This is a genomic window from Ktedonobacter racemifer DSM 44963 (assembly GCF_000178855.1).
GTDB classification, from domain to species: domain Bacteria; phylum Chloroflexota; class Ktedonobacteria; order Ktedonobacterales; family Ktedonobacteraceae; genus Ktedonobacter; species Ktedonobacter racemifer.
This window is the reverse complement of the sequence record NZ_ADVG01000006.1, coordinates 43,216-64,728: the sequence shown is the minus strand read 5'-3', so window position 1 is coordinate 64,728 and position 21,513 is coordinate 43,216. Positions and strand designations below refer to the sequence as shown.

Sequence of the window (21,513 nt, the reverse complement as noted above, 5' to 3'; positions counted from 1 at the left end):
TATAGACAAACAAAAGGAGAAACACGTCATTATGCATACCCTTATCGCAACCCTTGCTACACAGCTCGCCCCCCTTGGGACCGACCCTGGAAAGTTTCAGGATGTCCAATCATGGTTTGACAACCTTGTGACGATCTTCCAGATCGCTGCTGGCAGTGTCCTCGTGATCTCGCTCCTATGTAGCATCATCTTCCTGGCAACCTCCCTGGGTGGTGAGAGGAGAAAAGCCGCGGCCATTACCTCCTTGATCTTCGTAGTGATCGGCGGGGTGCTCCTGGCGGGCCTCTCCACCTTTCAAACCATCATTCAGCACATCGCCGGTAAATAGATAGCGAGAGAGGAAAGAAGAGAAACCAGCGTATGAGCACACTCAGGCATAAATTACCAATTCACTTGGAACAACCAGATACGCTACTCTTTGGCCTGACCGCTCGCCAATCGTTGCTGATTGGTCTGGGCGCGGGTATGGGTTACTCCGCCTGGAGCACAGCAAGCACCGCCATTCCTGGCGTCACTGGTCTTCTGGTAGCGGCCCTGTGCGCCTTCCTGGTCGGGGCGTTTTGCACGGCAACGGCCTTCATCCAGATCAAGGGGCGCGGCCTTGAGGTCTGGATCGTCATTTTTCTATTGTATCTGGGTGACCCGAAAATTTATCTGCATCAGCCTCTTACGGTCTCTACCTATGATCTCTCCCCTGACTCAGAGGACGAGAGCGACAAGGCGGCATCGAATGAAGGGACAATTGAAGAATGGTAGTCGATCTACGCAAACACAAACACGTCTCCCCCAAACTAGGGAAGGTGTTAGATCTCATAGGCGTACGTGAGATAGAGCATGGGTGCCTCTGCCTCAAAACGGCGGGGCCTGCCTATGACCGCGAATATAAAGCCGTGGTGGCAGTGGACCCGCTTAACTTCACACTGCTCTCCGACAAGGAAAAAGAGGCGGTCTTAGAGTCCTTCCGGGTGCTTCTCAACCGCCTCACCTTTGCCATTAGCATCCATATCCGCATTGAACGCTACGACATTGACCCCTATCTCTCACGGCTTGACCTGGCGGCCCAAAACGCTCGTACACCAGCTATCGGAGAGATGGCCGTCGATCACAAGGAATTCGTCTTGACGCTGGCGGCTACCCATACCCTGTTACAGAGGCGTTTTTACATCATCGTGCCAAGTGACCATGAAAAGGCCAAGTCAGCCAAAAAGCAACCGGACGCATGCAGTCAGGCCCGTAGCCAGCTTAGCCTACGCTGCAATGATATTATCGCTGACCTGGATCGTGCGGGCCTGACCTCGCATCGACTCGACAATGTGGAGCTGGCTCACTACTATCAGTCCTGTGTGCATGCTGGACAGGCCCGCGACTTCCCGCTTGCAGGTTCCAACCTCGCGGCGGTGGCGCGCCCGATAAAGCCAACGGCGGCGGCTGTCGCGCTGGCTGGCCTCCCGGCTGCGGGGGACCTGGATATCAACCTTGATGCCACGATCTCGGCACGTCCTGATGAGAACATACTACAGCAGGACGTGAATAACACGGCTGAGACACACACCATTGCTGCGGCCACAGTGACCAACGAGGGCAACAAAGGCAAGCCTGCCAGGGCCAGGACCACGGCCACGGCCACTACAGACACCCCGGAAAAGGCCCCTGACCGCTTCGTCAATGCGGCGGAGCTGGTGGCTCCCACAGGGCTGCATGTCGCGCCTGACTGCCTGACGGTTAGGCATAATGTGGGCAATGAATTTCTGCGTGCCTTCACCCTCATTGGCTATCCTGCTGAAGTTGAGGCGGGTTGGTTTGATCGCCTCGTCCAGATAGAAGAGCCTGACGTTGACTTGATCGTGTATATCGCACCACAAGAGGCGGGGCCGTTTGTCTCACATCTCTCTCGCAGATTGACGACACTACGCGGTACGCAGCTTGCGGAGCAGCATCATGGCAAGACACCTGACCCCTATATTGAGGCAGCCAGAACAGATATTGAGGATCTGCGCAAGAAGTTGGTCAACAGGTCAGAGCAAGCCTTCGAGGTATCCACGTATATCCTGGTCCGGGGCACAAACAAGCTGCAACTCGCGGAGAAGTCGGCGCGCCTGCTCTCGCTCCTCAAGTCCCTAGAGCTGACAGCAGTGGACCTCACCTATGAGCATCACCGCGCCTGGCAGTGTGGCCTGCCGGATGGCCGCGACATTCTCAAGCGCAAGAAGATACTGGACACCAGTTCGCTGATGATGGGCTTCCCATTTAGCTCTACCAATCTAAGCACACCAACGGGCATTCTGACTGGTATCATGCCTAATGGCTCCCTGGTCATTCTGGACCCTTTGAGTGACCTCCTCGAAAATGGGCACGAGGTCAAGTTCGCCCGCTCCGGGGCGGGCAAGTCCTTCGATGAGAAAGTGAGGGTAGGGCGCTATATCCTGGCCGGGTTTGATGCCCTTGTCATCGACCCTGAGAACGAATACAAGGCGCTCTGTGAGCAGTACGATGGCGTCAACATTCGCATGAGCACGGGGAACTATCAACTCAACCCATTTGACTTACCGGGCGCTGATGCTGACGATAGGAACGTGTTAGAGGAGAAGTTTCAAAGCTTGCTGGCCCTCTTTGACCTGCTCATAGCAGATAAGACGCCGGGCGTACTCTCCCAGCGTGAGAAAGCCTATCTAACAAGGTGTCTGCACCTCACCTATCACAAGGCAGGCATCACTGCCGATAGGAGCACGCACGTCAACCGACCGCCCAACATGACGGACTTCTACAACGTCTTGCGAAGTGGTGAATGTGGGGAAGACTCTTATGAACTGGCTGACCGCTTACAAAGGTTCGTGCCAAGCTTCCCCGATCAGACGCGCCTGGATACAAACCGCCCGCTCACCGTGTTCAATATCCGCGACCTGGATAGCGAGAGCCGCCCGGCGGCGCTCCTCCTCATCACAGATTACGTGTGGACGCTGGTACGGCGCTCGCGCAAGTATCACCCTCGGCTGCTCGTCATTGATGAAGCATGGTCGTTGCTGCAATTTGAAGAGGGTGGCCGCTTCCTGGCGTCCATGGCACGCCGGGCGCGCAAGTACAACCTGTGCCTGCGCATCATCAGCCAGGACGTAGAGGACTGCCTCTCATCAGAGGCAGGGCGTACCATCCTGGTCAATGCCTCCATGAAGTTCCTCATGAAGCAAGATAGCAGCACCATTGACGCCGTGACACAGGCGTTCCACCTCTCGGATGAAGAGAGAAAGTATCTGCTGTCATGTGCCAAGGGGTCCGGCCTCTTCTTTGCGCGGAGCTCGCATGTCCCGCTGCGGGTCGTGGCCTCGCCTGTGGAGTATAAGCTGGCAACCACGAACCCCAACGAGAGCGAAGAGGATACGGAGCACGATAAAGACTCTACTGCGGTTGCGCTGCCGGTGATCAACGTCGCCACTCGCACGACGGAGTATGATGTTGTGATGCCCAACTTCTTCGCGGCTGCTCCTGGCGCTGACACTGGGGCTACGCCCCCAAGCGGGTACAGAAAACTCCGTCTTGAGCGACCTGGGCGCGCCACCGATCACTAGCGAGAACGTGACACGCAGCTCCCGGTCACACGGCGCGTGGCCAGGCGAACACGTGACACAAAAGAAGCGTCACATTGAGAGCTGAAGCTTTCAAGTGTGACGCCTTTTTTGCCGGATTATCTTCTATGGTTTCGTTACAACCACGCGTAACGTTTCTTCTCACTGACCTCGCCGGAACAACAAGGAGGGTATCATTCGTCGGTAAGTATCCAAGTGTTTGCTTGTCTGATTGCAGCTTCTTCGGTCGGCCCAAACAGCTCTTTCAACTCATACTTATTGTCAAGTACATTTCCGCCTGCATACACATTACGCCGCTTGTAGGGTGCTAGAGTGCTTTTCTGCAACTCCTCATGCAACGATGGCTGAGGCCATATATACCAGGGTTCTGCCAGGAAGTAGAAGGGCTGCTGTGTCCATTCAGGACAGGGAATATCATGGCGGTTACAGAGTTCCTCAACGGTCGCTGCGGCAAAGGCGGCCCAACGTTTGCCCTCTTCTGTGGTTGGAGTTGCAGGCGGTTCTGCAATTAACTCCTGCCGATATGCAACGGCATGGCCCCACCAATCATGATAGAACGCATTAAAGGATGCCCACGGATCTTGGCCCTGGTCAATCGCATGAATGACGTCAACAATGGGATGAATCGTATAAGGAAGTGGAGAGGATAGCATCTTCACACGCCTCGCTGTTCATGCCTGTAAACAAATAGAACGTTTCTTCTATTATATCACAAATCATAGAGAGGCGAGCGAGCAATGTGAAAAGGGGAGGAGAAAGGAAAGAGCTGGAAGGTGATTGACGAGCAACCACCTTCCAACCTCTATTCCTTGAAGTTTCGCTTTAGCGCTTTTTGCACCTTCTTTTGATGCTCACGATCTGCAAGGAATCGAGGATTAATATGCCTTTGCAATACCGTCCATGCCTGTGCTTGGGTTGACACGTGAAGCTTCTCAGCTAATGCTTGAATGTCTCGGTCATCACGAGGACGAGCAGAGAAAAGCTTGAGAGCCAACATGTACGCTGGTTCAGGCACATAGATGTACAGCCCTCCAAATCGCTTCCATAGACGTGCGTTACGAGGTGTCCCAACTTGGTCTGTGATGGTTGTTACATCATCATTTAACCATGCATTAGGAAGTCCCCGTTCTTTCGTCACAGCCGCAATAACAGCTTTCACATCTCGGTAGTGCTGCCGATTTTCGGCTTCAGTCGGTTGATCTAGGATAACTACGACATCCACATCGTGGGTTGTTGGCCGGTTTCCCATGAGTAGTAACATATACGCACCGCCAACCAACAAGAGTTTGACATTGAGGCCCAACTCTGCACACTTTTCACCCACGTACTCGCAGTTCCTCATGATTATTTTGCTGTTCAGCATTTTCATCTTTTTTGCTCCTCTGGCGCATCGCATAAAAAATTGCGACAGAAAAGAGCACAAAAAGATGCTAGAACAGCATTTCTTGTGGGTTCACCTCCTTTCTATCGCGTACGCAATAATGCAAGCTAGTTGGCTTCCGGCGCAAACTCACAACAAAGGAGTTCACAGCGACAGCACCAACAGATAATAATAGACGCTCCCTTGCCCCTGTTCCTCGTCTTCCAGCGACAGACAAAGCAGACGAATCTTGATCTACTTCCGGCGTAAGTCCAAGGAAAACAGAAACAAGGGAGCAAGATACCATTAGCGTACCATACGTGCAAGCATCTTGCCTAGATTTTAGGCAAGGTAATATCCCAATCGTATACATCCCCCCCTGGCTCCTGGTTCTCCTGCTGGGTTCTCTCCTCGCTCGCGCCTTTTCCTCCTCGCCCGCGCCTTTTCCTCCTCGGCGGCCTTATGATATCCTGCGGCTGCTCCTCCTCCGTCTTCACCACTTCCTCCAGCTCAGAGAACCACTCAGGCAACGTCAATGGTGGTAGGTCGGCGGGCCGTTCAGGCAACGTCAATGCGAGGGCTGACCGCGCTACCAGTGCCGGAGTCTCGAAGTAGGGGCTACTCTCCACAAGCACAGCAGGCAGGCGGCCCGATACCATGAGAATTGACCCTTCGGGCATAGTTCTAATCTCGTCGGGCGTCATGAGGGGCCGCGCTGTCTCGCTCTTAGTAAAGCTCTCTGAGTCGGCAAAGATCATGCCGCGCATGTTCTTGCTCTGGCCTTTCGCTACGGCGGTCGTCTCCCCGGTTAGCTCGCTAAAGTACTTGCACTCCTCCAAACCGGCCCCTGGTAGCAGCAACTTGGTCCGGCTATTGCTGATGATCGTCTCCTTGCCTGCGGGTCCATACACCTCTTCAAGCTGGCTAAACGCCTGGATCGCCATCAAGAGGCCAACGCGCTTACTCCTGAGTGTCGAGATGTAGCTCTCGAAGTGGGGAATGCGCCCAACATTGGCAAGCTCGTCGAGGTAACAGCCAATAGCGCGGGGGAGCTGCCCCCATGGGTTGCGGTCGGCGCGCCGTATCCAGGTGCGCATCATCTGCATGATGAACGTGGCAGAGAGCGGGCGCAAGCGCTCGGCATCGTCAAAGGGAATAGAGAGATAGAGGGCAATAGGCCGATCAGCCATGGCGCTAAAATCGATGTCATTCTCTGCGGTCGCGGCGGCGATCTCCGGTGAGAACAGCATGAAAAAGCGGTTGGCAATATCGGTCAACACACTACCTACAAGCTTATCGTTTTTCTCCATGTTGGACAGAAACGAGGTTGCCATCTCCCTCGCGGTCTCGTTTTTACTGTCCTTCAGCAATGCCTGAATCTGCTCAAAGGACATACCACTAAAGATCTTCGCCAACCTGGAGAACGGCGCATCACGTTCGCACGTCCTCAAGTGGAGGATCGTCGCCGTGATAAGCAACTCGGCGGCCCGGTCCCAGAAGGGTTCTTTCGACACGCCTGTATTTTGGATCCAACTCATCGCAAAGTCGCGGGCATCGTCCAGCGTCTCAATGTAGGCAAGAGGATTGTAGCGGTGGCTCCTGGTGGGATCGGTCGGCGCAAACATCCAGACCTCGTGATGCTGGGCAATGTAGCCTGCACTCTTCCTCACAAGCTCCTGCTTGGGGTCGATCACAAACAGACTGCGGCGGCCCTCCTCCCTGAGCAATCCAGGCAGGATCACGCGGCTGGTCTTGCCTGCACCTGTGGGCGCTATCATGAGTACGTGCGTCTCTAGCGTCTCCTCGTCCAGCACGACGGCCTTCCCCTGGAAAGTTCCCAACACTAAATTACTGGGCGCTGGCACTCCTGCCACCTCTGCGCGCTTGCGCTTGCGGCGCTCCTGCCACCGTGTCGAGGTCAACAAGGGTTTGATATCACCAGAGCGCGCAAAGTGAGCTGACCCGTGAGAATCGGTCTTGCCTCCGCGCAAGCCTCCTCTCTGAACCAGCAAGAACGGAATAAGCACCACCAGACCAATCAGGGCAATACCTATGCCGAACCAGAGGGACCAATTATGACTCAGGTGTAGTATCGTGTCCATACGTCATACAACCTTCTCTTTCTCGCGTGTATCTCTCGCTATCTGTCGTCAAGGAGTGGGTTATCATCGACAGGCCGGGCAAGCCGATTCAGGCCCTCGCCTGTGCTCTCTATGAGAGAACGGGCCGTTCTGACGCGGGTGTGAAGAGAGCGCATCAGGGCGCGGTGTTCTTCCCGCTCGCGGCGCTGGGCCTCCCGCTCAGCCTCCCATACATGCTGGCGCTGCTCGCGCAACCATTCATAATCGCTATGGGCGCGCCCGCTCTCGCGCATGGCCTCGTAGTCCTCCTTGCCGATCTTGACTAGGCTCTCTTTTCCCGTGTCGGTGCTCTGGCCCTTACCTGCGATCACGACATGGACATGGGGGTTGTCGGTGTTCTGGTGGAGAACAGCGTACCAGCGCAATTCTTTGCTCTGGCGCTCCTCCATGTCACGCATAACGGCTCGCGTCCACTCCTGCCAGTCTCCTACCGGCTCATTCTCGCTTGGAGAAAGAATAAGCTTATGGTAGGCTGCGTAGTAGTGGGCGTGGTCCATCACGTCCTTGATGACTTCGGGGCGCGCTACGTTATCTTCGGCCTTCGAGAAGATAGCGCGATCTTCCCGCGTCTCCTCCGCTCCCAGTGCCCGATATTGGAGATACTTGAGGTGCCCGCCAAGCTTGTGCCCAAGCGCGGCCCGGTGGCTTCCCTTAGAGCTAACGTAGCGCCCACGTACAATCATGCCCCGGTTTCCTTCCCTTCCTCGCCACTCTCCTCGGCTGCGCCCTGGTCTTCCTGGCGGGTTGTCTTCGAGGATGATGGTGGTGGAGAGGAACGAGCAACTAGCTCTTTCGCGGTCAAGGTCACAGCTCGCTCAAACACGCGGTCGGCGGCCTCCTCGCCAACCTCCTCCGCGAGCAGAGTGTATACAAGACGCTGCCCGATGCCCGCGCTCCGGGCGGCTTTGACCGTAAGGGCTGCAAGCCGGTCGGTATCGCGGCGGCTGATCTGCTGCACATCCTGATGTATCTGCGCGGTCAACGTCTCCATACTTCGCTGCATCTCCTCACGGATCGCGGCGCGGATCACAGGGACGGTGCTCGCCTCAATGGTTGCGCCCTTATCCCTGGCAAGCCCTTCACTGATATAACGCTCAAGCACCTGTGTTAGCGGTTGCCCCGCCTCGTTTGCCCGGTCCTGCAACGCACGTTTTAACGTCGTGTCCAGGCGCACATTAAATTGTTCCTTTGGCATTCACTACCCCTTCAAAGGCAAGATAGAGGTAGTATAGCATTAGCTATACAGGCGCTTCTAGCCACTATACAATTTGCTAGCAGCATAGACCACTCTATAAGCTCACTCCCACATCAAAGCTATACATCCTGCTATACAGGCCATGCCCTCTTTATCTTGCCTTACCAGACGGGCCTCAGCCCGGAGGGGTCCCGCTGCCTGGGGTCGGTGGAGTGGGCCGTGTTGCCCGGTGCAACGTGGCGCTCTCTCCGCTCCCCCTCGGCGCGGGGAAGTCTCGTCGTAGCGTGTGACTGCGGATCGGGTGTCACATGGTGGCCGGCCAGGTGCATGTGTGACTCCTGGTATCCGTCACCTCGTCGGTGCTCCTGGTTGTGTCGGTGCGCTGGGCTAATGTCACGCCTGGGGATCGCCCGGTGTGGTCTTCTTGCCACCCCGCTGTTTGCGTGTAGTAGGGGATGGCTGGCTCGCCTGGGTGGCCTGAAGTTGCTTGAGGCGTTGCTCTAGCTCGGTACGGGCGGCCTGCTCGCGTTGGAGCTGTTGCTGCAAGCCCTCAACCTCCTGCACGGCGACGGCGGCGGCGGTCCTGGCCTTCTCCACAATGTCGAGCAGGGTCGTGTTTTCGCGGGTATGTTGGGCCTCTCGCGCCTGCATCCTGCGCTCAACCTCGGCAAGCAGGTCGCGCTGCAAGGCGGCAAGCGCCTGCTCCTGGCTCCGTTGGGCGGCCTCCTGGGCCTCCTGCACCTGAGCGTGTAGGCGCTGCTCCGCCTCTCGCGTCTGGGCACTGAGACGTTGCTCCGCCTGCTGCTGCTCCCGGTGCGCGGCCTCCTGGGCCTTCTCCCCCGCGTCAATGCGCTGGGCCTGCTGCTCAAGCCTCGCCTCTAGGTCGCTAAGCCGTTGGCTCTGCGCCTCAATGGTTGCTCTGGCCTCGTCCAGCATGGCACGCTGCTCCTCGGCCTGAGTCTGCAAGGTCCCTAGCTCCTGTGCGAACTGCTGGCCCTGCTGCTCAAGGCGTGCCTTCAGGGTGCCTAGCTCCTGCCGCTGCGCATCAAGGCGCTCGTTGGCCTGCTGCTGCTGGCGGGTGGCCTCCTCCGATACCTCGCGCAAGCGGATATCCTCCGCGATCAGGGCCTCTATGTTCTGCTTCGTTTGCAGTTCGTGCGTGATCAGTCTGATTGCTTCCTGCTCGGCCTGCTCGCGGGCCTGCTGCTGGCGGGTCTGCTGGGCCTCTAGCCCGCCCTGTATGACCTCCTGCCGGGTGCTGAGGGTGTCCAGGCTGGCCCGTAGCTCCTGGGCCTCCTGTTGGGCCTCTGCAAGTTGCTCAAGCAGGAGCTTGTACGCCTGGGCCGGGACAAGCTCAGGCTGGTGCTCCTCCTCTGACACCTGTGGCGGCCACGGTCGGCCATAAATTCGTGCCAGGTGCTCAAGCTGCTCATGGGTGAGATATTTGATGCGCTCGTCAGCGCGGCTGCGCTCCGGCTGCATGTTGGCGTCAGTGAGCCAGCGCCGGAAGGTCTTTGGGTGAATGTCAAGCGCGCTATAGCACTCTTCGAGCGTATAACGCGGCTTCCGCACGAATGCCACGGGTGCGACCTCCTATCAAGAAATAACAGGGAAGAACAGGTATAAACAGGACACAGTATACCAGAGAGATCTCCGGCCTGCAATCCGCGCCTGCCTTTGCCCGCTGACTTGTGACTGGAAAAGCTTAATAGTAACCCTAATTCGATACTTAGGGCTGATAAACATATTTTTAATCCCTTATATATCCCTGTTATTTACTGATATTCCCTGTTATTTAATGTGCTTATTTAGGGCTGTATATAGTATTTTTTAGCCCTAATTTATTGATGAGCTTATTTTGTGCCTATAAATACCTGCTATTCCCTGTTATTTAATGTGCTTATTTAGGGCTGTATAATTTATTTATTAGTCACAAGTATGGTAAAAATGGTCATTTTTTGGCCTTTTTTTGGGGTAAAGGCTCTGAGTTAGGGCTATATAGCTTATTTATCAGTCACAAGTAAGCGGGTAATGCGGGCGCGTGCTCTGCTGGGTGATAGGATCAATGCACCCTAAATAACAGGGATTGCGGATCGCCCTAAGCGTGCGTTTTCGTTCCATTAATACTCAGAGGCCCCCTAGAAGATGGGCGGCTCAGTGCTAAACTTGGAATCGTCGCCTCGCACGTGACCTAAGCCGATGCTATAGCGCTCCTTGCCCTCCCACCAACGGTACCGGAGATATGGCCCCCAGACGCCGGGTTCCTCCTCCTCCTCAAACTCCTGCATGCCCTCTGGTAGCGCCTCACCGCGTGCCAGAAGCTCAGCGGCCTCCCGCGTGCGCACCTTTGGCTTCGGGATGTAGTACCATTCAAAGGACCCGCGTGCATCCCCGATGGCGTTACGCATGATACGCGCCCGCTCCTCGTAGGCTGCCAGCGCGGCGCGGGTGGTCGTGGCGTCGTCTCCACCGCTCGCGCTCTGCATAAGCGCGTGGCGCTGCTCCGCCTGTGGGTCCGGCTGCTCCTCAGGTGGTGCGGCCTGCTCCTGGGCTTCCTTCTCGGTGGCCTCGCCCTCCTGGGTGCCTGGGGCTTCTCCTGGCACTGGTGGCGGCGGGCCATGCAACGCTAGGGCATGCGCCTGGGCCTGCGCGATGGTCTGCTGTAGGAGTGGCAAGAGTCCCGCGTCGGCAGTCAAAAAGGCGCGGGCCTGCTCTAGCGCGGCCTCGGCGGCCTGCAATCGTTGGAGCAGGCGACGGCGGCGCGCTGCAATAAAGGTAGCGAGAATGTGCTCACGGTGCTTGCGCGTGCCGTACATGCGCCAGAGTAGCTTGCTGATGGCCTGCTCCTCGCGGCTGATTGCGGCCCCTGGGTCGTCGAGCTGTGCCAGATCATGCACAAGGCCCTGGAGCTGCTCTAGCTGCTGGGTGATTGCCTCGCGCAACTGGCCCGCCTCCTCAATCTGGGCATCCATCGGGTGGGGGTCCCCTGGCTTAAAGGACATGCGGCCCTCGCCAACTGGCTCTATGCGCCGCTGCTCCCTGGTCCACTTCCGGGGCCTGCCCCGCTTGCGCGTGGTGGGTTGCTCCTCCTGCGGCGGCGGCTCCTGGCCCTGGTCGTCGATGGGTGGCTCATTCATGGCGGTTTCTCCTTCTCCTTACTCTTCGCCCCTTTTAGGACTGCTATACCTTATTATAAGTCACAAGTCAGCGGCGGCGGGTACGCGGCCTGCGATCACTCTCCTCGGTGCGCTGATCGCCGCCAGCGACGTGACGCGGAGCTGGATGTCACGCATGCGTCTGGCCGGCATCCACGTGACAATACCCAACAGTCACACGTCAGTGCTCCAGCTCGCGGTGTGACTGCCGGTCCGGGGTCACATCTCGCAGACCTGGCGGAGTGTGTGACATTGCTCGGGTGTCCCACATCGCAGTTGGAGGTCTCCACTGTGACGCCTACGGCCGGTCACATGCGCGGCGCCTGGCGCTGAGTGTGACTCTTGGCCACGCGTCACGCACTCCACCAGGATCACGCGCTACCACGGCGGCGCGCCCTGATGCGAGCTAGCACATCGGCAGCAACCGGGTTGATCTCGCGCAAGTCAACGCGCTGCGACTCCTGGCTTGGCTGGTATTCAACGGTGTAGCCTCCCTGGTAGGGTTGCTCCTGGGCCTCTGGCTCCTGATGCGGGGCTTCCTGCTCGGCCTCCTGGGCCTCTGGCTCCTGGCTTGGAGCTGGCGCGGTCGTTGGCTCTGGCTCCTGGGCCTCGGTGTCGTCCTGGCGTGGGCATTCCTGCTCCGGCTGGTAGGTTGGCTCTTGGGCCTCCGGCTCTGGCGCTAGCTGCTCGGCCTGGGCCTGGGATTGTAGGTCCTGGATCACGGCGTCATAGGCGGCGCGCTCCTGCTCGGCCTTTCCTACTAACCCCTCCAGGCAGGAGAAGAAGTACGGCATTGCAACCTTCCTGCCTTTGACCACTTTCGTTATGCCCGCCTCACCGGGACGCTGAAGCTTGGCAACGGTCGCGGCCTCGGCGGCTGCTATCCAGTAGGGTTCAGGGCTATCAGTGCTGCCCACGAACTCGTATTCGTCCAGGCATCCAGCAGCGCGGGCGCGGTGGTATAGCTTGGCGGCTCGCGTCCGGCTGGCTTTGGGTTGCAGGTCGTTAAACCGCTCGGAGAGCCGGGCTAGATAGGTTTCTACATAGATCGGGCAAGGCGGCGCGGCGGGCCTTTCCTGAGAGGCTACCGTATTTCGATTTTCGGGTTTCGGTTCCTGGGTTGCGGGTTCGGGTTCCCTCGTACCTGTTTCGGTGGTGATATCCTCATCTCTTCGTATAGTCTCGGGCCGGGTGTAAAACTCTTCCTTTTTTGGCTCTGCGCCTCTGGCGCTTCGAGAACTATCAAGAGTATGTTTCCCTTGAATATGGTTGCTTTTCGTATGTTTTGGGTGACATTCTGACACCTCCTGATGTGACATCGTGTCACTTCCAGAAGTGTCATTTTGACACATGCTTTGTAACATATGCTCTAGCGCAGGATCGGGCGCTGGTGGAAGCTGGGAAATATCCACACGGCGGGCCTGGTTGTCGGCTGCCAACACGGCAACACTTGGCTCCTCCCGATGGGTACGTCGGAAAGATCGGGCGAATGAGATAGGATTCACAAAATACACATTGGTACGACAGAGGCCGCGCCGCCACTTCTCGATATGCCCGCGCTGGTACAATTCCTCGCAGGCACGTATGACCGTGCGGCGGCTGATACCTAGCGCTTCGGCAATGGTGGTCTGCGAGGGCCAACATCGATCAGTCTTCAGCCACATATAGGAAAGTAGTTGCTCATAGACAAGCTTCGCGCTGTTACCGAGGTCTGGGTCATTTCTCACTGCGTCCGGCATCTGGCAATATCCGCCTATCCAGTTGGCAGATAGTTCACGGCGCAATGCTTCCGTGAACTCCGCATAGGCGCGCTGGTCGTCGCTCTGCTCATCGAGAGCGGGCTGCTGCTCATGGGAATGGGTTGTATTTTCGGTCGCTATAGGAAATTCAGCGACGGAAAAGAGTCTCCCCCCTTGCATGGTGCTAGGCAAGGCTGCTATACTAGACATGATAAATTAAACCTCACAGTCAATGAGTTTTAGAGAGCAGCGGCACCGTTTATGTTTGGCAGACTCGACGGTGTCGCTGTTCTTTTATTGTGATGTTGCTAATATACGCCCCTTCTGTAGCGGCGTCAAGATATCATTACTACTACTGTTTCTACTTGTCTGCTGCCCTGCTGACGAGTTCAACGATATCTGAGGCGTAGATCACGATGGGGAATCCCCCGAACCGGGGTAACACGTAAAAAGAGGTAGGATGTACCACACCTCCTCTGACCCCCTCGCCGGGTGCTCTCACAAAAATAAGCTTGCCCTGCTGTAGCTTGTCGCTCTGGCGGTTATGCGGATCAAGGTATTTTACGATGTCCCCTGCCTCATAATCAGCCTGCCCTGCTGGGCCGTACAGGGCGGCTTCTCGCTCTCTCTTCTGCTGCTCTTCATTGGTCATAGCTTCTACTCCTCGCTCTCCCTGTTTCGTTACGCATGGATGTAACGTTATTCTCGCCCCCTGCCGCGTCGGTGTGACTGTGGATCCACGGTCACGCTGTGAGCTGGAGCTGCAACCTGTGACTTGTCTCGGGCGTCACTCTTTCGCCTGGTGGCGTGGGTTGTGACCCTTGGTTGGGCGTCACGCTCGCCCTTTGCGTTGCTTTGCTGCTTCGATACGTTTCCTAAACCACTCAAACACGGCTGGGTACTGGCTCTCTAGAAGCTCCTCATAGCGGGGCGCTTGAAACGCCTGCGCAAGCTCCCAGTAGATGGTCTGGTACGGTGTGCCAGTAAGGTCACTCAGCCGCTTGACCATGCCTCGTATGGTGGTCTGATGCTCTGTGCTAAGCTTCTCCGGCCCTAACCGCTCTAGCACCTCTGGGATGAGTGATAGTAGCTCCTTCTCACTCTCCAGGCGGGCCTCAACTGAGCCGCGCCATGTGTCGATCTCTCCACGCCATTCCTCCGCGTGGTGGTCGGCCTGCCAACGATGCCACAAGGCCATAGCAGCATGATATGTTGCTAGCTCCGCGTGCGTCGCGTTTGGTGGTGGCGCGCTCGGCTGAACGGGTATAATGCTTGCTACACTGCTGCTACTAGGAAGTGGGAGAGCCGGGTGGCTGTGGCTTTCCGCTCTCTGCATAAAGTGAGAGTACAGTACATCTATCGCTTCCTGCTGGTAGGCTCTAATCATCTCACGTATATGCTCGGCCTGCGCTGGGTTGCCGGGGTCTTCTTCCACCTCGCCGGGGTTAATCCCTAGAATCCAGGGAGAGAACCCGCGCAACGTGAGCACAGGCATGATCTGCGCTCCACCGCCACGCCGGGGCTTTTCTGCCCTGGCACGGGGCTGCACCCTTACCCGAAGTAACTCGCCTGCGATGGTTGCCGTCCTCTGGATACGCTGTACCTGGCCGGAGGGGTCCAGATTCAGCGCTTCACACACCCAGCGCAAGACTACGGCATAACGCCCGTCTGCGAGCTTGACGGCTGTAATCGTATGATCTCGGAACGGTACTTCCTCTTGTAGCACTGGCTCTAGTGCCTGCTGTGGGGGCTGCCCGCCTTTGGTGCCTTCCTCCATACGGATCTCCTCTACATCCTCTCCTAAAAGGGGTCTGCAACGTACAGACTCCTTTTTCATATCCTTTCTCTCCATCGTCCGGGCGTCCGTGGCTATCCGCCTCAACGGTTACGCAGTTGCGCGGGTATCCGTGGCTATCCGCCTCAACGGTTACGCAGTTGCGCGGGTATCCGTGGCTATCCGTGCCTCCTGCTCACACTCCGCGTCGGTCGTCCGTGGCTGTCCGTGTGACCCGGAGCTGGATGTCACACCCGGCGCGCCTGGCGCTGGTTGTGACCGTTGGCCGGGCGTCACACTCGCGGGAGTGACCACCTCCGCTTCCCGCTCGCAGGTGCTACGATGGTTGCGGCTCTGGCTGGTCGCCCTGGCCCTGGCCTTCTTGTACCTCAATCATGGCGCGCAACTCCTGCAACCCCTGTGCTAGCTCCTCGGCTTCTCGCAGAAAGGCCGTGTACTGTCGGTCGATGCGGGTCCCCTCACCTTGCCAGCCTCGGTGCTTGCGCTGTACCTCCCGGCGCTGCAAGTAGGGCGCAACGACATCACAGGAGAAGCTTTCAACTGCGGCCCGGCGATGGTCAAGCCATGCCTGCAACTCGTCGGGCGTCATCACTGCGAGGGGTTTACGCTCCTTCCTCGTCGTCATCGGCTCCCTTTCCTACTAGTCCTCGTCCATGTCCCAGAAGTTCAACGCCTCTTCGGCGTTGGCGTCGGCGTTTTCTGACTCACCGATGGTTTCAATCTGTGGCTCTGGCTCGGCTTGAGCGAGAGGCACGGTGTTCGCGCTCTCTCGCCTGCCGTTCATTGGTTGAGAGGACTGCATCATAGCTCCGTTACCGTTGGCACCCATGAGGGGCAACGGTGCGGGTACTGCGGCCTGGATCGGTGGGTACTGTTGCTGCATCATGGCAGTCGCCCCTGGCATGATAACGCCGCGCTCGACGAGCTTATAGTACTCCGTGAGTCGGAGCACCATAAGCTTTGCCATCTGATCGGACATTTGATGCAGCTCTGCATCTTGTTCCAACTGTTTTAATGTCCAGCTATCCCACTCGATACCCGCAGTTAGGTAGCGATACTTCTTACTATCCTTGGGCATCTTGCCTTGCTCCTCTACGCTTGGGCCTGGGCGCTGCTGGTTTCTGTGGCCTTCTTCGCCATGTACTTCTCTGCCATCTTGGCGTAGCCTCTGGCATTGGCATACACCGGGTCATCCTCTGGCCTGATAAGATGGGGAATGCTCTTCTTCAACCGCTCATAGAAGTAGTAAGTCCCTCCGCCAATCATAAGCACCGGGCTAAACTGGGCCGCGATTTTCGAGGAGCTATCATTCTGCCGCCACGCTCCAGACACGAACGCTTCTAGCTCTTCGGCGGTCTGCATGGTTGCCTCGTTCATCAGGCGGTCTAACACCTCTGCCTCTACCGGCTTCCCAAAGATCGACAGGGGCGGGTACTTCTTCTTGCGTCCTGGTGCTGCCCATGCATGGAGAATGTTCCGGGCGTCCAGGTCCTCTAGAGGAAAGTCATAGGTCGCCTCAAATCCCTGCTTCAACATCTCCATCACAGACACGACACCTATAGGCTTGCCCTTACAGTATTCAATCCTGGGCTGCTGCCCACGGGCAACATACAGGTCTGTGGTTCTGCCTCCCACGTCAATCACGCCTGCACCCTGGGGGCTTCCGTCTTTTCCGCCGTAAGCGATAAGCGCACCCGCGCCTTCCATGATGACCGTAGCAACTGAGACATGCGCAACCCTCCATGTCTTGCCCTGGTCCAGCGTAAACTTGTGCGTCCCTTGAAGGGCGGCCTTGATCTCCTTGCGTAGTCCCTGATTCTTCATGTAGGTTTCTGCCGGGAGTCCAGTCACAACTTCAAGCTCATATTCCTTATCAGTGATGAGCGAGCCGCTAACCGCAAGCAGACCACGCAAGCTATAGCTTGTTGCGTAGCGCTGGATGTAGCCACGTCCCGTCCAGGGGTCTTTACTCTGCGCTAACGCAACTGGGCCAACTCCGTAGGACGTGGTTTCGCCGTCCATCTGGATGATAAGGCTTTCTGCCATTTCAACGCCTAGCCCTTTCATGGCATTGGTGTCGATCTTGGCGAATGCAGTAGGGATACTTCGCGTGAGAACTTGATTGCTGCTCTTTGTCAACACACCGCCAATCTCGGCATTACCAAAGTCGTGACCATACGCATATTTTTTGACCATTGCCTCGTTCTCTCCTTCTGCGGCTATTTCTATATCTGCTATACTATCCGAATTAGTACCTAACTGTTTCATTACTTGTTCCTCACTAGTCCCGTACTGATTTGCCCCCTCTGCTTTTAGTAACGAACTTATTAGGAACTTGTAACGTACTTTTCTAGAACTAGTTCTACCGTCTAGTAGGCCGGTAAAACCTGGATGTTTCGGGTGAGCGAGCATCCAGGTCAAACATCTGTGTACGCTGCGGATATCCGGGGCTGTCCGGCTTGCCCTCGCTATATCAATTTCGGGTGTCCGGGGCTGTCCGTCTTCCTCCTTTTGATCTCCAACACTGAGGCTGGCGGTCGTCCGGGGCTGTCCGCCTTGCCCTCGTTTCATCCCTGCGGCTCCTCCTCCTTCCTTGGTAGATCGGCGTCCAGGTCGGGCGGCTGGCTAGCTCGCCTGACCTGGCGCTGGCTGTTACCGCTATCTCGTAAGGTTTCGGTATAGCTTGGCGCGCATTCTAGTGCGCTCTTTACGCACTACGGGTAAGCACTTCTGACAACAGAGGGCCGTGTGTCCGTTGGGCAAGCCTACGCGCTGTAGGTTGGCTGTCTCCCGCTTGCACTGGGGGCAAGTCTCCAGGTCGAAGAGACTCCCCTGCTCTGGCTGCGGCTGCTCCTGGCTGCTGCTCATACCTGCCCTCCTTCCTCGGCGGCTGTCTCCGTGGTAGGGACAAGGCGCAAGTATGCGGGGCGCTCACGTCGTGGGCGCTGCGGCTGTGGTGTCTGGGTCGGCGTGTCGCCTGCCGCCTGCACCATGTCTTGCGCCGCTTTGGCAAAGTCTGCGTACTTCTTCGCCACATCCTGGCGCTGGCGGAGGTAGCGCCTAGCTGTGCGCTCACGGTTAGGTGCATAGACTGCAAGCCGCAAGCGTGCGTCCTCCCCCTGCTCTAAGGCGTAGTACAGTGGCACGCTCATTGCATCATGGATGATAGCGACGGGTCCTTGCTGCTCCATGATCGCCGCAACTGCTTCAAGCGCGCTCTCTAGTTCCTTTGCGGCATTCGTCGCCGCCTCACAATCCGTCGCACTCAGAGGATAATCAAAGGTTGCAAGGGTTCTGGCGGCCTGCTGAACGGCTGGCAGGGCCTTACGTACCGCCTCAATCGGGGCGCCTATCATAGCTGCACCTCCGGCTCTTGCAACTGAAGCAGCTCCGCAATGGTCGGCTTTGCCCATTCGGGGATATCAGGATCACAGCGCAAGTCCTCCAGGTCACTCACGAGAAACTGATTGACGATATGCAACCACCCATACGCACCGTCACACATGGGTGCATGCAACTGATGGTCAGCTTTGATCGCTGCTCTCACTTCCCGATAACCAGCATCGCTAAGCTTGATCTGCTTGACTTGGCGGCATAGGTCGCAATACCAGACTTGTTGAGGGTGGCGCATCCACCGCTCGACATGGTCGTAGCATAGGGGAAGGGTATAGGATGGTTCTCGGTGATGGTGTCGCTCTATCCAAAGCTGGATTGCCTCTTCAGGTGTGTTGCCTACCTGCCAGAGTCCAGATTGCGCGATAGGGTCGGCAAGCTCTGCGTACCATCTGGAACGGCGCTGTATGGTGATAAGCAACGGCTTGACGCTATTGGCGTCTCTGGTCTTCGTCCTGGTCGTCATGCCTGCACCTCGCCCTCTGCTTCGGCTCCGGCTGGCTCCTGGGTGTCCTTGTCCTCCTTGGGGACAGGACCAAGAAGGGCAACTAGGGCGCGGGCCTCCTCGTCTTCAACGCACCACCAGGCGCTTCGCAGCATGCCAACCTCTTCGGCATACTCATGCTTGAACGCTTCGGACAGACTGTTGATAATCGTAGTGGCGTGTTGAAGCTGATAGGCAAACAACAATATAGATTTCTCGGCGTCAGTAAAGCCACGAGCCTGCTGACGGTCGTACACCAGCAAGCCAACCTCGCCGGTCCCTGTATGCTCCGCCAATGTGGCCCACTCGTCGCCGCTCTCAAACAACATGCAAGGATCTTCCAGAATGTTGTAGCCATGTGGAATGGGTGGGGGCATGATCGCCCCCACGGCTTCGGCATCCGGCTCTTGCTTCTCCTGCTGCCTGGAACGACAACGAAACGAGGAGGTATGGTGCATTATGCGGTCGCCTCCTGCCTCTGCTGGCGCATGGCGCGCATGGCTGCGGCGCAGTCGGGACACATGGATGATGACCAAGACTGCGGGTATGCTTGGTTGGGGTGCCTTTGGGGCCAACACCACATACACCGTTCGCGGCGCTCGGCCTCGTTGGCTGGGAAGCTCGCCGATCGTGGCGAGCTCTCCAGCACGAGGGCGGCAACAGTGGAGGTAGAGGTTAGCGATGGCTGTGGCTGCGTCATGCCTGCGCCCTCCCTTCCTTCGGCTGGCATAGCTGGCGCATCCGGGCGTCATAGGCACGGAGGGTTGCGCGGGCGTTGCTGGTCGCAACTACAAGCCGTTTCAGGGCCTCCGCGCTGCACATGTGATAAAACCACCAGTCGTCAGACTCCGGGGTCCCTCTCATCTCCTCAAAGAGGGCTAGCTTGATTAGGGCCTCGGCGGCCCTCCCGGCTACCTCGTCTAAGAGAAGCATCACATTGCGCGGCTCTGGCTCGGACTGCAAGACATTGAGTACCTGGTAAATCTGGATAGCTCGGCGGCGCAACCATCGAACGCGCTTCTTGAGCTGAGCCAGTTTGTAGCGGGTAACGTTAGCGCGCCGGGATCGCTTCGCCTGCTGGGAAAACCAGTAAGAGGTACGCGCTACGGTGCGCGCTGGTAGGGCTAGGTCCTCCTGGGCGCGATGGAGAGCAAAGAGGGCAGCGGAGGTCGCATCAAAGTACACGGCTTCGCTGCGGCTGCTGCGCTGGTCCTGCTGGCTCTGCGGTAGTGCCGGGGCCTGGGCCACGCTTCGGGGGCGTGGCTCCTGGCTCTGGCGGCGCTGGTAGGGGAGAGAACGGTCAAGCATAGCCTACTTCCCTCCCTGGTCAATCGTGCTGGTGGTGCTGCTCCCAGCAAATTTCAATTCTTTGCCGTCATTGATGAGCGTCCAGCGCATCACCTGCGGATGAGGAGAGAAGAACGTACCCGGCGCGATTTGGACATTGATAAGCACATCGGGCTTGCCGTCGCCTTTCAGGTCCAGCACCTCAAGCGTGATGTCCTGATCGGTCACGTGCGCGGCGTCCTCGTAGCCGCTCTCGCGCAGGTCGGCAGTGGCGTACACATGCGATTTGCTGGGGTCGGCGGCGAACACTTCCGCAATCATCACTTTATGGTCCTGCACAAAGGCCGTGATCGTCTCATCCCCGCGCCCAAAGTTCGCATGGATCATATGACGCGCTTGATAGGTGTTCACGGCTGCGGTAGTGGTCTGCCCAACAACAAAAATGAGCACTGCTACCAGGATCAGGATAAAGGCAAGTGTAAGTGAACCAGCAAGTATCCAGAAACGCCTAGCTCGCGCCTTACGCTGTCGGGTCGGGTTGCGGGTGTCCTCCGCAAGCCAGATTTCAGCATGCGGGTTGCTGCGGTTCTGGAAGCTATAGGGATTCTCAGCAGGCACAACATTTTGTGTATAACGGCTGCTGCGGCGCTGGTCCTCGCGCTGCTGGGATCGGCGGCGCGCCGTCAAGGCTTGCTCTATATCGGCGTCAAACTCGGACTCGTCGCCGGTCGTGATCGCCTCATCCTCGGATGTCTCCGGGGCTGACGCTTCGGCCCGGCGCTGCTGCTCGGCTGCGATGAATTGGGCGTTCAGGCGCTTAGCACGCTGGGCGCGCTGCGAGGTAGAAGGGAGACCACCCGATGCTGCTATTAGTTCCTCTTTCGCTTCAGTGGCATAGGGGGCTTTTACCACATTGCTGCGGCTCTTGCGCGGTCCATCCTCTAGCAGTACTGGGACAGGTCCGGCGGTTGGGTCAATCGTGGCGGTCGCGTTCTTCCTGGTACGAGCTACGTTTTTCGTGGTGTCGGCTGCGGCTCCTGCGCGTGATTTGCTGTTTGCCATTACCGGGCCTCCTTTCGAGACGCTGAGGCCCATGCAACACTACGGCTGCGCTTCATCTGGCGCTCAATGCGGTCGGTCAGATTGCGATATACAGTACGCTGCCGGTTGGGGTCTTCGCCGGGACACAATACAAAAGTGGATGGGGGGAAATTGCCACGTCCGGCGCTGCCGGTCTGCGTGGCTGGTGCGCAGTTCGCGCTGCGGGGGCTGTCGGAGGACAGCATAAGAGTAGGACTTGTCACTGCAAGGACATCCTTTCCTTGACTTGTGACACCTCACCGCATATTATGCGGTAATGGGTGTCTAGGGTTGCTGTAAACG

24 protein-coding genes are annotated in these 21,513 nt (G+C 57.5%); 3 read left to right on the top strand and 21 right to left on the bottom strand.

Going from position 1 to position 21,513, the window contains the following annotated elements; genetic code table 11:
• The 3 genes from KRAC_RS59990 to KRAC_RS59980 form a co-directional block, all read left to right on the top strand.
• On the top strand, window positions 1–328 hold a 328-nt coding region (locus tag KRAC_RS59990; protein WP_211221587.1), incomplete at its 5' end, for a hypothetical protein.
• 32 nt (window positions 329–360) lie between these two features.
• A complete protein-coding gene (locus tag KRAC_RS59985) occupies window positions 361–756 on the top strand; it encodes a PrgI family protein (RefSeq protein WP_007923666.1) in 396 nt (131 codons plus the stop codon).
• Window positions 750–3,563 carry a VirB4 family type IV secretion system protein gene (locus tag KRAC_RS59980; protein WP_007923665.1) on the top strand — a complete coding sequence of 938 codons (2,814 nt, stop codon included), beginning with the start codon at window positions 750–752 and terminating at the stop codon, window positions 3,561–3,563. The genes KRAC_RS59985 and KRAC_RS59980 overlap by 7 nt, the downstream gene beginning before the upstream one ends.
• Window positions 3,564–3,754: 191 nt before the next feature.
• Here the strand turns inward: KRAC_RS59980 and KRAC_RS59975 are convergent, their stop codons facing one another.
• From KRAC_RS59975 to KRAC_RS59875, 21 genes are all read right to left on the bottom strand, one after another.
• Window positions 3,755–4,234, bottom strand: a complete 480-nt coding sequence (locus KRAC_RS59975; protein WP_007923659.1) for a hypothetical protein — start codon at window positions 4,232–4,234, stop codon at window positions 3,755–3,757.
• Between the two features lie 149 nt (window positions 4,235–4,383).
• Window positions 4,384–4,950: a hypothetical protein gene (locus KRAC_RS59970; RefSeq protein WP_007923655.1), complete on the bottom strand. Its 567-nt coding sequence runs from the start codon at window positions 4,948–4,950 to the stop codon at window positions 4,384–4,386.
• A 326-nt stretch (window positions 4,951–5,276) separates the two neighbouring features.
• Complete coding sequence (locus tag KRAC_RS59965; protein ID WP_007923653.1) at window positions 5,277–7,043, bottom strand: type IV secretory system conjugative DNA transfer family protein; 1,767 nt, start codon at window positions 7,041–7,043, stop codon at window positions 5,277–5,279.
• Window positions 7,044–7,081: 38 nt separating this feature from the next.
• Entirely contained in the window at window positions 7,082–7,765 is a 684-nt protein-coding gene (gene mobL / locus KRAC_RS59960; RefSeq protein ID WP_007923652.1) for a relaxase MobL, read from the bottom strand.
• Window positions 7,762–8,277: a hypothetical protein gene (locus KRAC_RS59955; protein WP_007923650.1), complete on the bottom strand. Its 516-nt coding sequence runs from the start codon at window positions 8,275–8,277 to the stop codon at window positions 7,762–7,764. The genes mobL and KRAC_RS59955 overlap by 4 nt, the downstream gene beginning before the upstream one ends.
• A gap of 393 nt (window positions 8,278–8,670) precedes the next feature.
• The gene (locus tag KRAC_RS59950) at window positions 8,671–9,858 is read right to left on the bottom strand and encodes a coiled-coil domain-containing protein (RefSeq protein ID WP_007923637.1); all 1,188 of its coding nucleotides are present in this window, start codon (window positions 9,856–9,858) and stop codon (window positions 8,671–8,673) included.
• 557 nt (window positions 9,859–10,415) lie between these two features.
• Window positions 10,416–11,414, bottom strand: a complete 999-nt coding sequence (locus KRAC_RS59945) for a hypothetical protein (protein WP_007923636.1) — start codon at window positions 11,412–11,414, stop codon at window positions 10,416–10,418.
• Between the two features lie 389 nt (window positions 11,415–11,803).
• On the bottom strand, window positions 11,804–13,381 hold the full coding sequence (locus tag KRAC_RS64895; RefSeq protein ID WP_007923635.1) for a helix-turn-helix domain-containing protein: 1,578 nt from the start codon (window positions 13,379–13,381) through the stop codon (window positions 11,804–11,806).
• Between the two features lie 151 nt (window positions 13,382–13,532).
• Window positions 13,533–13,823, bottom strand: coding sequence for a hypothetical protein (locus KRAC_RS59935; RefSeq protein WP_007923634.1), 291 nt, complete (start codon window positions 13,821–13,823; stop codon window positions 13,533–13,535).
• Between the two features lie 180 nt (window positions 13,824–14,003).
• Window positions 14,004–14,948, bottom strand: coding sequence for a phage antirepressor N-terminal domain-containing protein (locus KRAC_RS59930; RefSeq protein ID WP_040449010.1), 945 nt, complete (start codon window positions 14,946–14,948; stop codon window positions 14,004–14,006).
• Between the two features lie 334 nt (window positions 14,949–15,282).
• Window positions 15,283–15,591, bottom strand: a complete 309-nt coding sequence (locus KRAC_RS59925; protein ID WP_007923632.1) for a hypothetical protein — start codon at window positions 15,589–15,591, stop codon at window positions 15,283–15,285.
• A 15-nt stretch (window positions 15,592–15,606) separates the two neighbouring features.
• Window positions 15,607–16,044, bottom strand: coding sequence for a hypothetical protein (locus KRAC_RS59920; RefSeq protein ID WP_007923631.1), 438 nt, complete (start codon window positions 16,042–16,044; stop codon window positions 15,607–15,609).
• 14 nt (window positions 16,045–16,058) lie between these two features.
• Complete coding sequence (locus tag KRAC_RS59915; RefSeq protein WP_157508438.1) at window positions 16,059–17,162, bottom strand: ParM/StbA family protein; 1,104 nt, start codon at window positions 17,160–17,162, stop codon at window positions 16,059–16,061.
• Between the two features lie 462 nt (window positions 17,163–17,624).
• Complete coding sequence (locus KRAC_RS59910) at window positions 17,625–17,834, bottom strand: hypothetical protein (RefSeq protein WP_007923625.1); 210 nt, start codon at window positions 17,832–17,834, stop codon at window positions 17,625–17,627.
• Window positions 17,831–18,322 (bottom strand): hypothetical protein, encoded by a 492-nt coding sequence (locus KRAC_RS59905; protein WP_007923624.1) that lies wholly within the window; start codon window positions 18,320–18,322, stop codon window positions 17,831–17,833. The genes KRAC_RS59910 and KRAC_RS59905 overlap by 4 nt, the downstream gene beginning before the upstream one ends.
• Window positions 18,319–18,825: a hypothetical protein gene (locus tag KRAC_RS59900; RefSeq protein WP_007923622.1), complete on the bottom strand. Its 507-nt coding sequence runs from the start codon at window positions 18,823–18,825 to the stop codon at window positions 18,319–18,321. Before KRAC_RS59900 ends, KRAC_RS59905 begins: the two co-directional genes overlap by 4 nt.
• Window positions 18,822–19,301: a hypothetical protein gene (locus KRAC_RS59895; protein ID WP_007923621.1), complete on the bottom strand. Its 480-nt coding sequence runs from the start codon at window positions 19,299–19,301 to the stop codon at window positions 18,822–18,824. Before KRAC_RS59895 ends, KRAC_RS59900 begins: the two co-directional genes overlap by 4 nt.
• The gene (locus KRAC_RS59890) at window positions 19,301–19,543 is read right to left on the bottom strand and encodes a hypothetical protein (protein ID WP_007923620.1); all 243 of its coding nucleotides are present in this window, start codon (window positions 19,541–19,543) and stop codon (window positions 19,301–19,303) included. The genes KRAC_RS59895 and KRAC_RS59890 overlap by 1 nt, the downstream gene beginning before the upstream one ends.
• The gene (locus KRAC_RS59885) at window positions 19,540–20,151 is read right to left on the bottom strand and encodes a hypothetical protein (RefSeq protein WP_007923619.1); all 612 of its coding nucleotides are present in this window, start codon (window positions 20,149–20,151) and stop codon (window positions 19,540–19,542) included. The genes KRAC_RS59890 and KRAC_RS59885 overlap by 4 nt, the downstream gene beginning before the upstream one ends.
• 3 nt (window positions 20,152–20,154) lie before the next feature.
• Window positions 20,155–21,192 (bottom strand): hypothetical protein, encoded by a 1,038-nt coding sequence (locus KRAC_RS59880; RefSeq protein WP_007923618.1) that lies wholly within the window; start codon window positions 21,190–21,192, stop codon window positions 20,155–20,157.
• Window positions 21,192–21,434 carry a hypothetical protein gene (locus KRAC_RS59875; RefSeq protein ID WP_007923617.1) on the bottom strand — a complete coding sequence of 81 codons (243 nt, stop codon included), beginning with the start codon at window positions 21,432–21,434 and terminating at the stop codon, window positions 21,192–21,194. Before KRAC_RS59875 ends, KRAC_RS59880 begins: the two co-directional genes overlap by 1 nt.
• Window positions 21,435–21,513 lie beyond the last annotated feature (79 nt).

What these genes read in the sequence shown, in the direction of transcription:
- KRAC_RS59985 (WP_007923666.1), top strand. Translation starts at nt 361, where the DNA reads ATGAGCACACTCAGGCATAAATTACCAATTCACTTGGAACAACCAGAT.
- KRAC_RS59980 (WP_007923665.1), top strand. Translation starts at nt 750, where the DNA reads ATGGTAGTCGATCTACGCAAACACAAACACGTCTCCCCCAAACTAGGG.
- KRAC_RS59975 (WP_007923659.1), bottom strand. Translation starts at nt 4,234, where the DNA reads ATGCTATCCTCTCCACTTCCTTATACGATTCATCCCATTGTTGACGTC.
- KRAC_RS59970 (WP_007923655.1), bottom strand. Translation starts at nt 4,950, where the DNA reads ATGAAAATGCTGAACAGCAAAATAATCATGAGGAACTGCGAGTACGTG.
- KRAC_RS59965 (WP_007923653.1), bottom strand. Translation starts at nt 7,043, where the DNA reads ATGGACACGATACTACACCTGAGTCATAATTGGTCCCTCTGGTTCGGC.
- mobL (WP_007923652.1), bottom strand. Translation starts at nt 7,765, where the DNA reads ATGATTGTACGTGGGCGCTACGTTAGCTCTAAGGGAAGCCACCGGGCC.
- KRAC_RS59955 (WP_007923650.1), bottom strand. Translation starts at nt 8,277, where the DNA reads ATGCCAAAGGAACAATTTAATGTGCGCCTGGACACGACGTTAAAACGT.
- KRAC_RS59945 (WP_007923636.1), bottom strand. Translation starts at nt 11,414, where the DNA reads ATGAATGAGCCACCCATCGACGACCAGGGCCAGGAGCCGCCGCCGCAG.
- KRAC_RS64895 (WP_007923635.1), bottom strand. Translation starts at nt 13,381, where the DNA reads ATGTCTAGTATAGCAGCCTTGCCTAGCACCATGCAAGGGGGGAGACTC.
- KRAC_RS59935 (WP_007923634.1), bottom strand. Translation starts at nt 13,823, where the DNA reads ATGACCAATGAAGAGCAGCAGAAGAGAGAGCGAGAAGCCGCCCTGTAC.
- KRAC_RS59930 (WP_040449010.1), bottom strand. Translation starts at nt 14,948, where the DNA reads ATGGAGGAAGGCACCAAAGGCGGGCAGCCCCCACAGCAGGCACTAGAG.
- KRAC_RS59925 (WP_007923632.1), bottom strand. Translation starts at nt 15,591, where the DNA reads ATGACGACGAGGAAGGAGCGTAAACCCCTCGCAGTGATGACGCCCGAC.
- KRAC_RS59920 (WP_007923631.1), bottom strand. Translation starts at nt 16,044, where the DNA reads ATGCCCAAGGATAGTAAGAAGTATCGCTACCTAACTGCGGGTATCGAG.
- KRAC_RS59915 (WP_157508438.1), bottom strand. Translation starts at nt 17,162, where the DNA reads ATGGTCAAAAAATATGCGTATGGTCACGACTTTGGTAATGCCGAGATT.
- KRAC_RS59910 (WP_007923625.1), bottom strand. Translation starts at nt 17,834, where the DNA reads ATGAGCAGCAGCCAGGAGCAGCCGCAGCCAGAGCAGGGGAGTCTCTTC.
- KRAC_RS59905 (WP_007923624.1), bottom strand. Translation starts at nt 18,322, where the DNA reads ATGATAGGCGCCCCGATTGAGGCGGTACGTAAGGCCCTGCCAGCCGTT.
- KRAC_RS59900 (WP_007923622.1), bottom strand. Translation starts at nt 18,825, where the DNA reads ATGACGACCAGGACGAAGACCAGAGACGCCAATAGCGTCAAGCCGTTG.
- KRAC_RS59895 (WP_007923621.1), bottom strand. Translation starts at nt 19,301, where the DNA reads ATGCACCATACCTCCTCGTTTCGTTGTCGTTCCAGGCAGCAGGAGAAG.
- KRAC_RS59890 (WP_007923620.1), bottom strand. Translation starts at nt 19,543, where the DNA reads ATGACGCAGCCACAGCCATCGCTAACCTCTACCTCCACTGTTGCCGCC.
- KRAC_RS59885 (WP_007923619.1), bottom strand. Translation starts at nt 20,151, where the DNA reads ATGCTTGACCGTTCTCTCCCCTACCAGCGCCGCCAGAGCCAGGAGCCA.
- KRAC_RS59880 (WP_007923618.1), bottom strand. Translation starts at nt 21,192, where the DNA reads ATGGCAAACAGCAAATCACGCGCAGGAGCCGCAGCCGACACCACGAAA.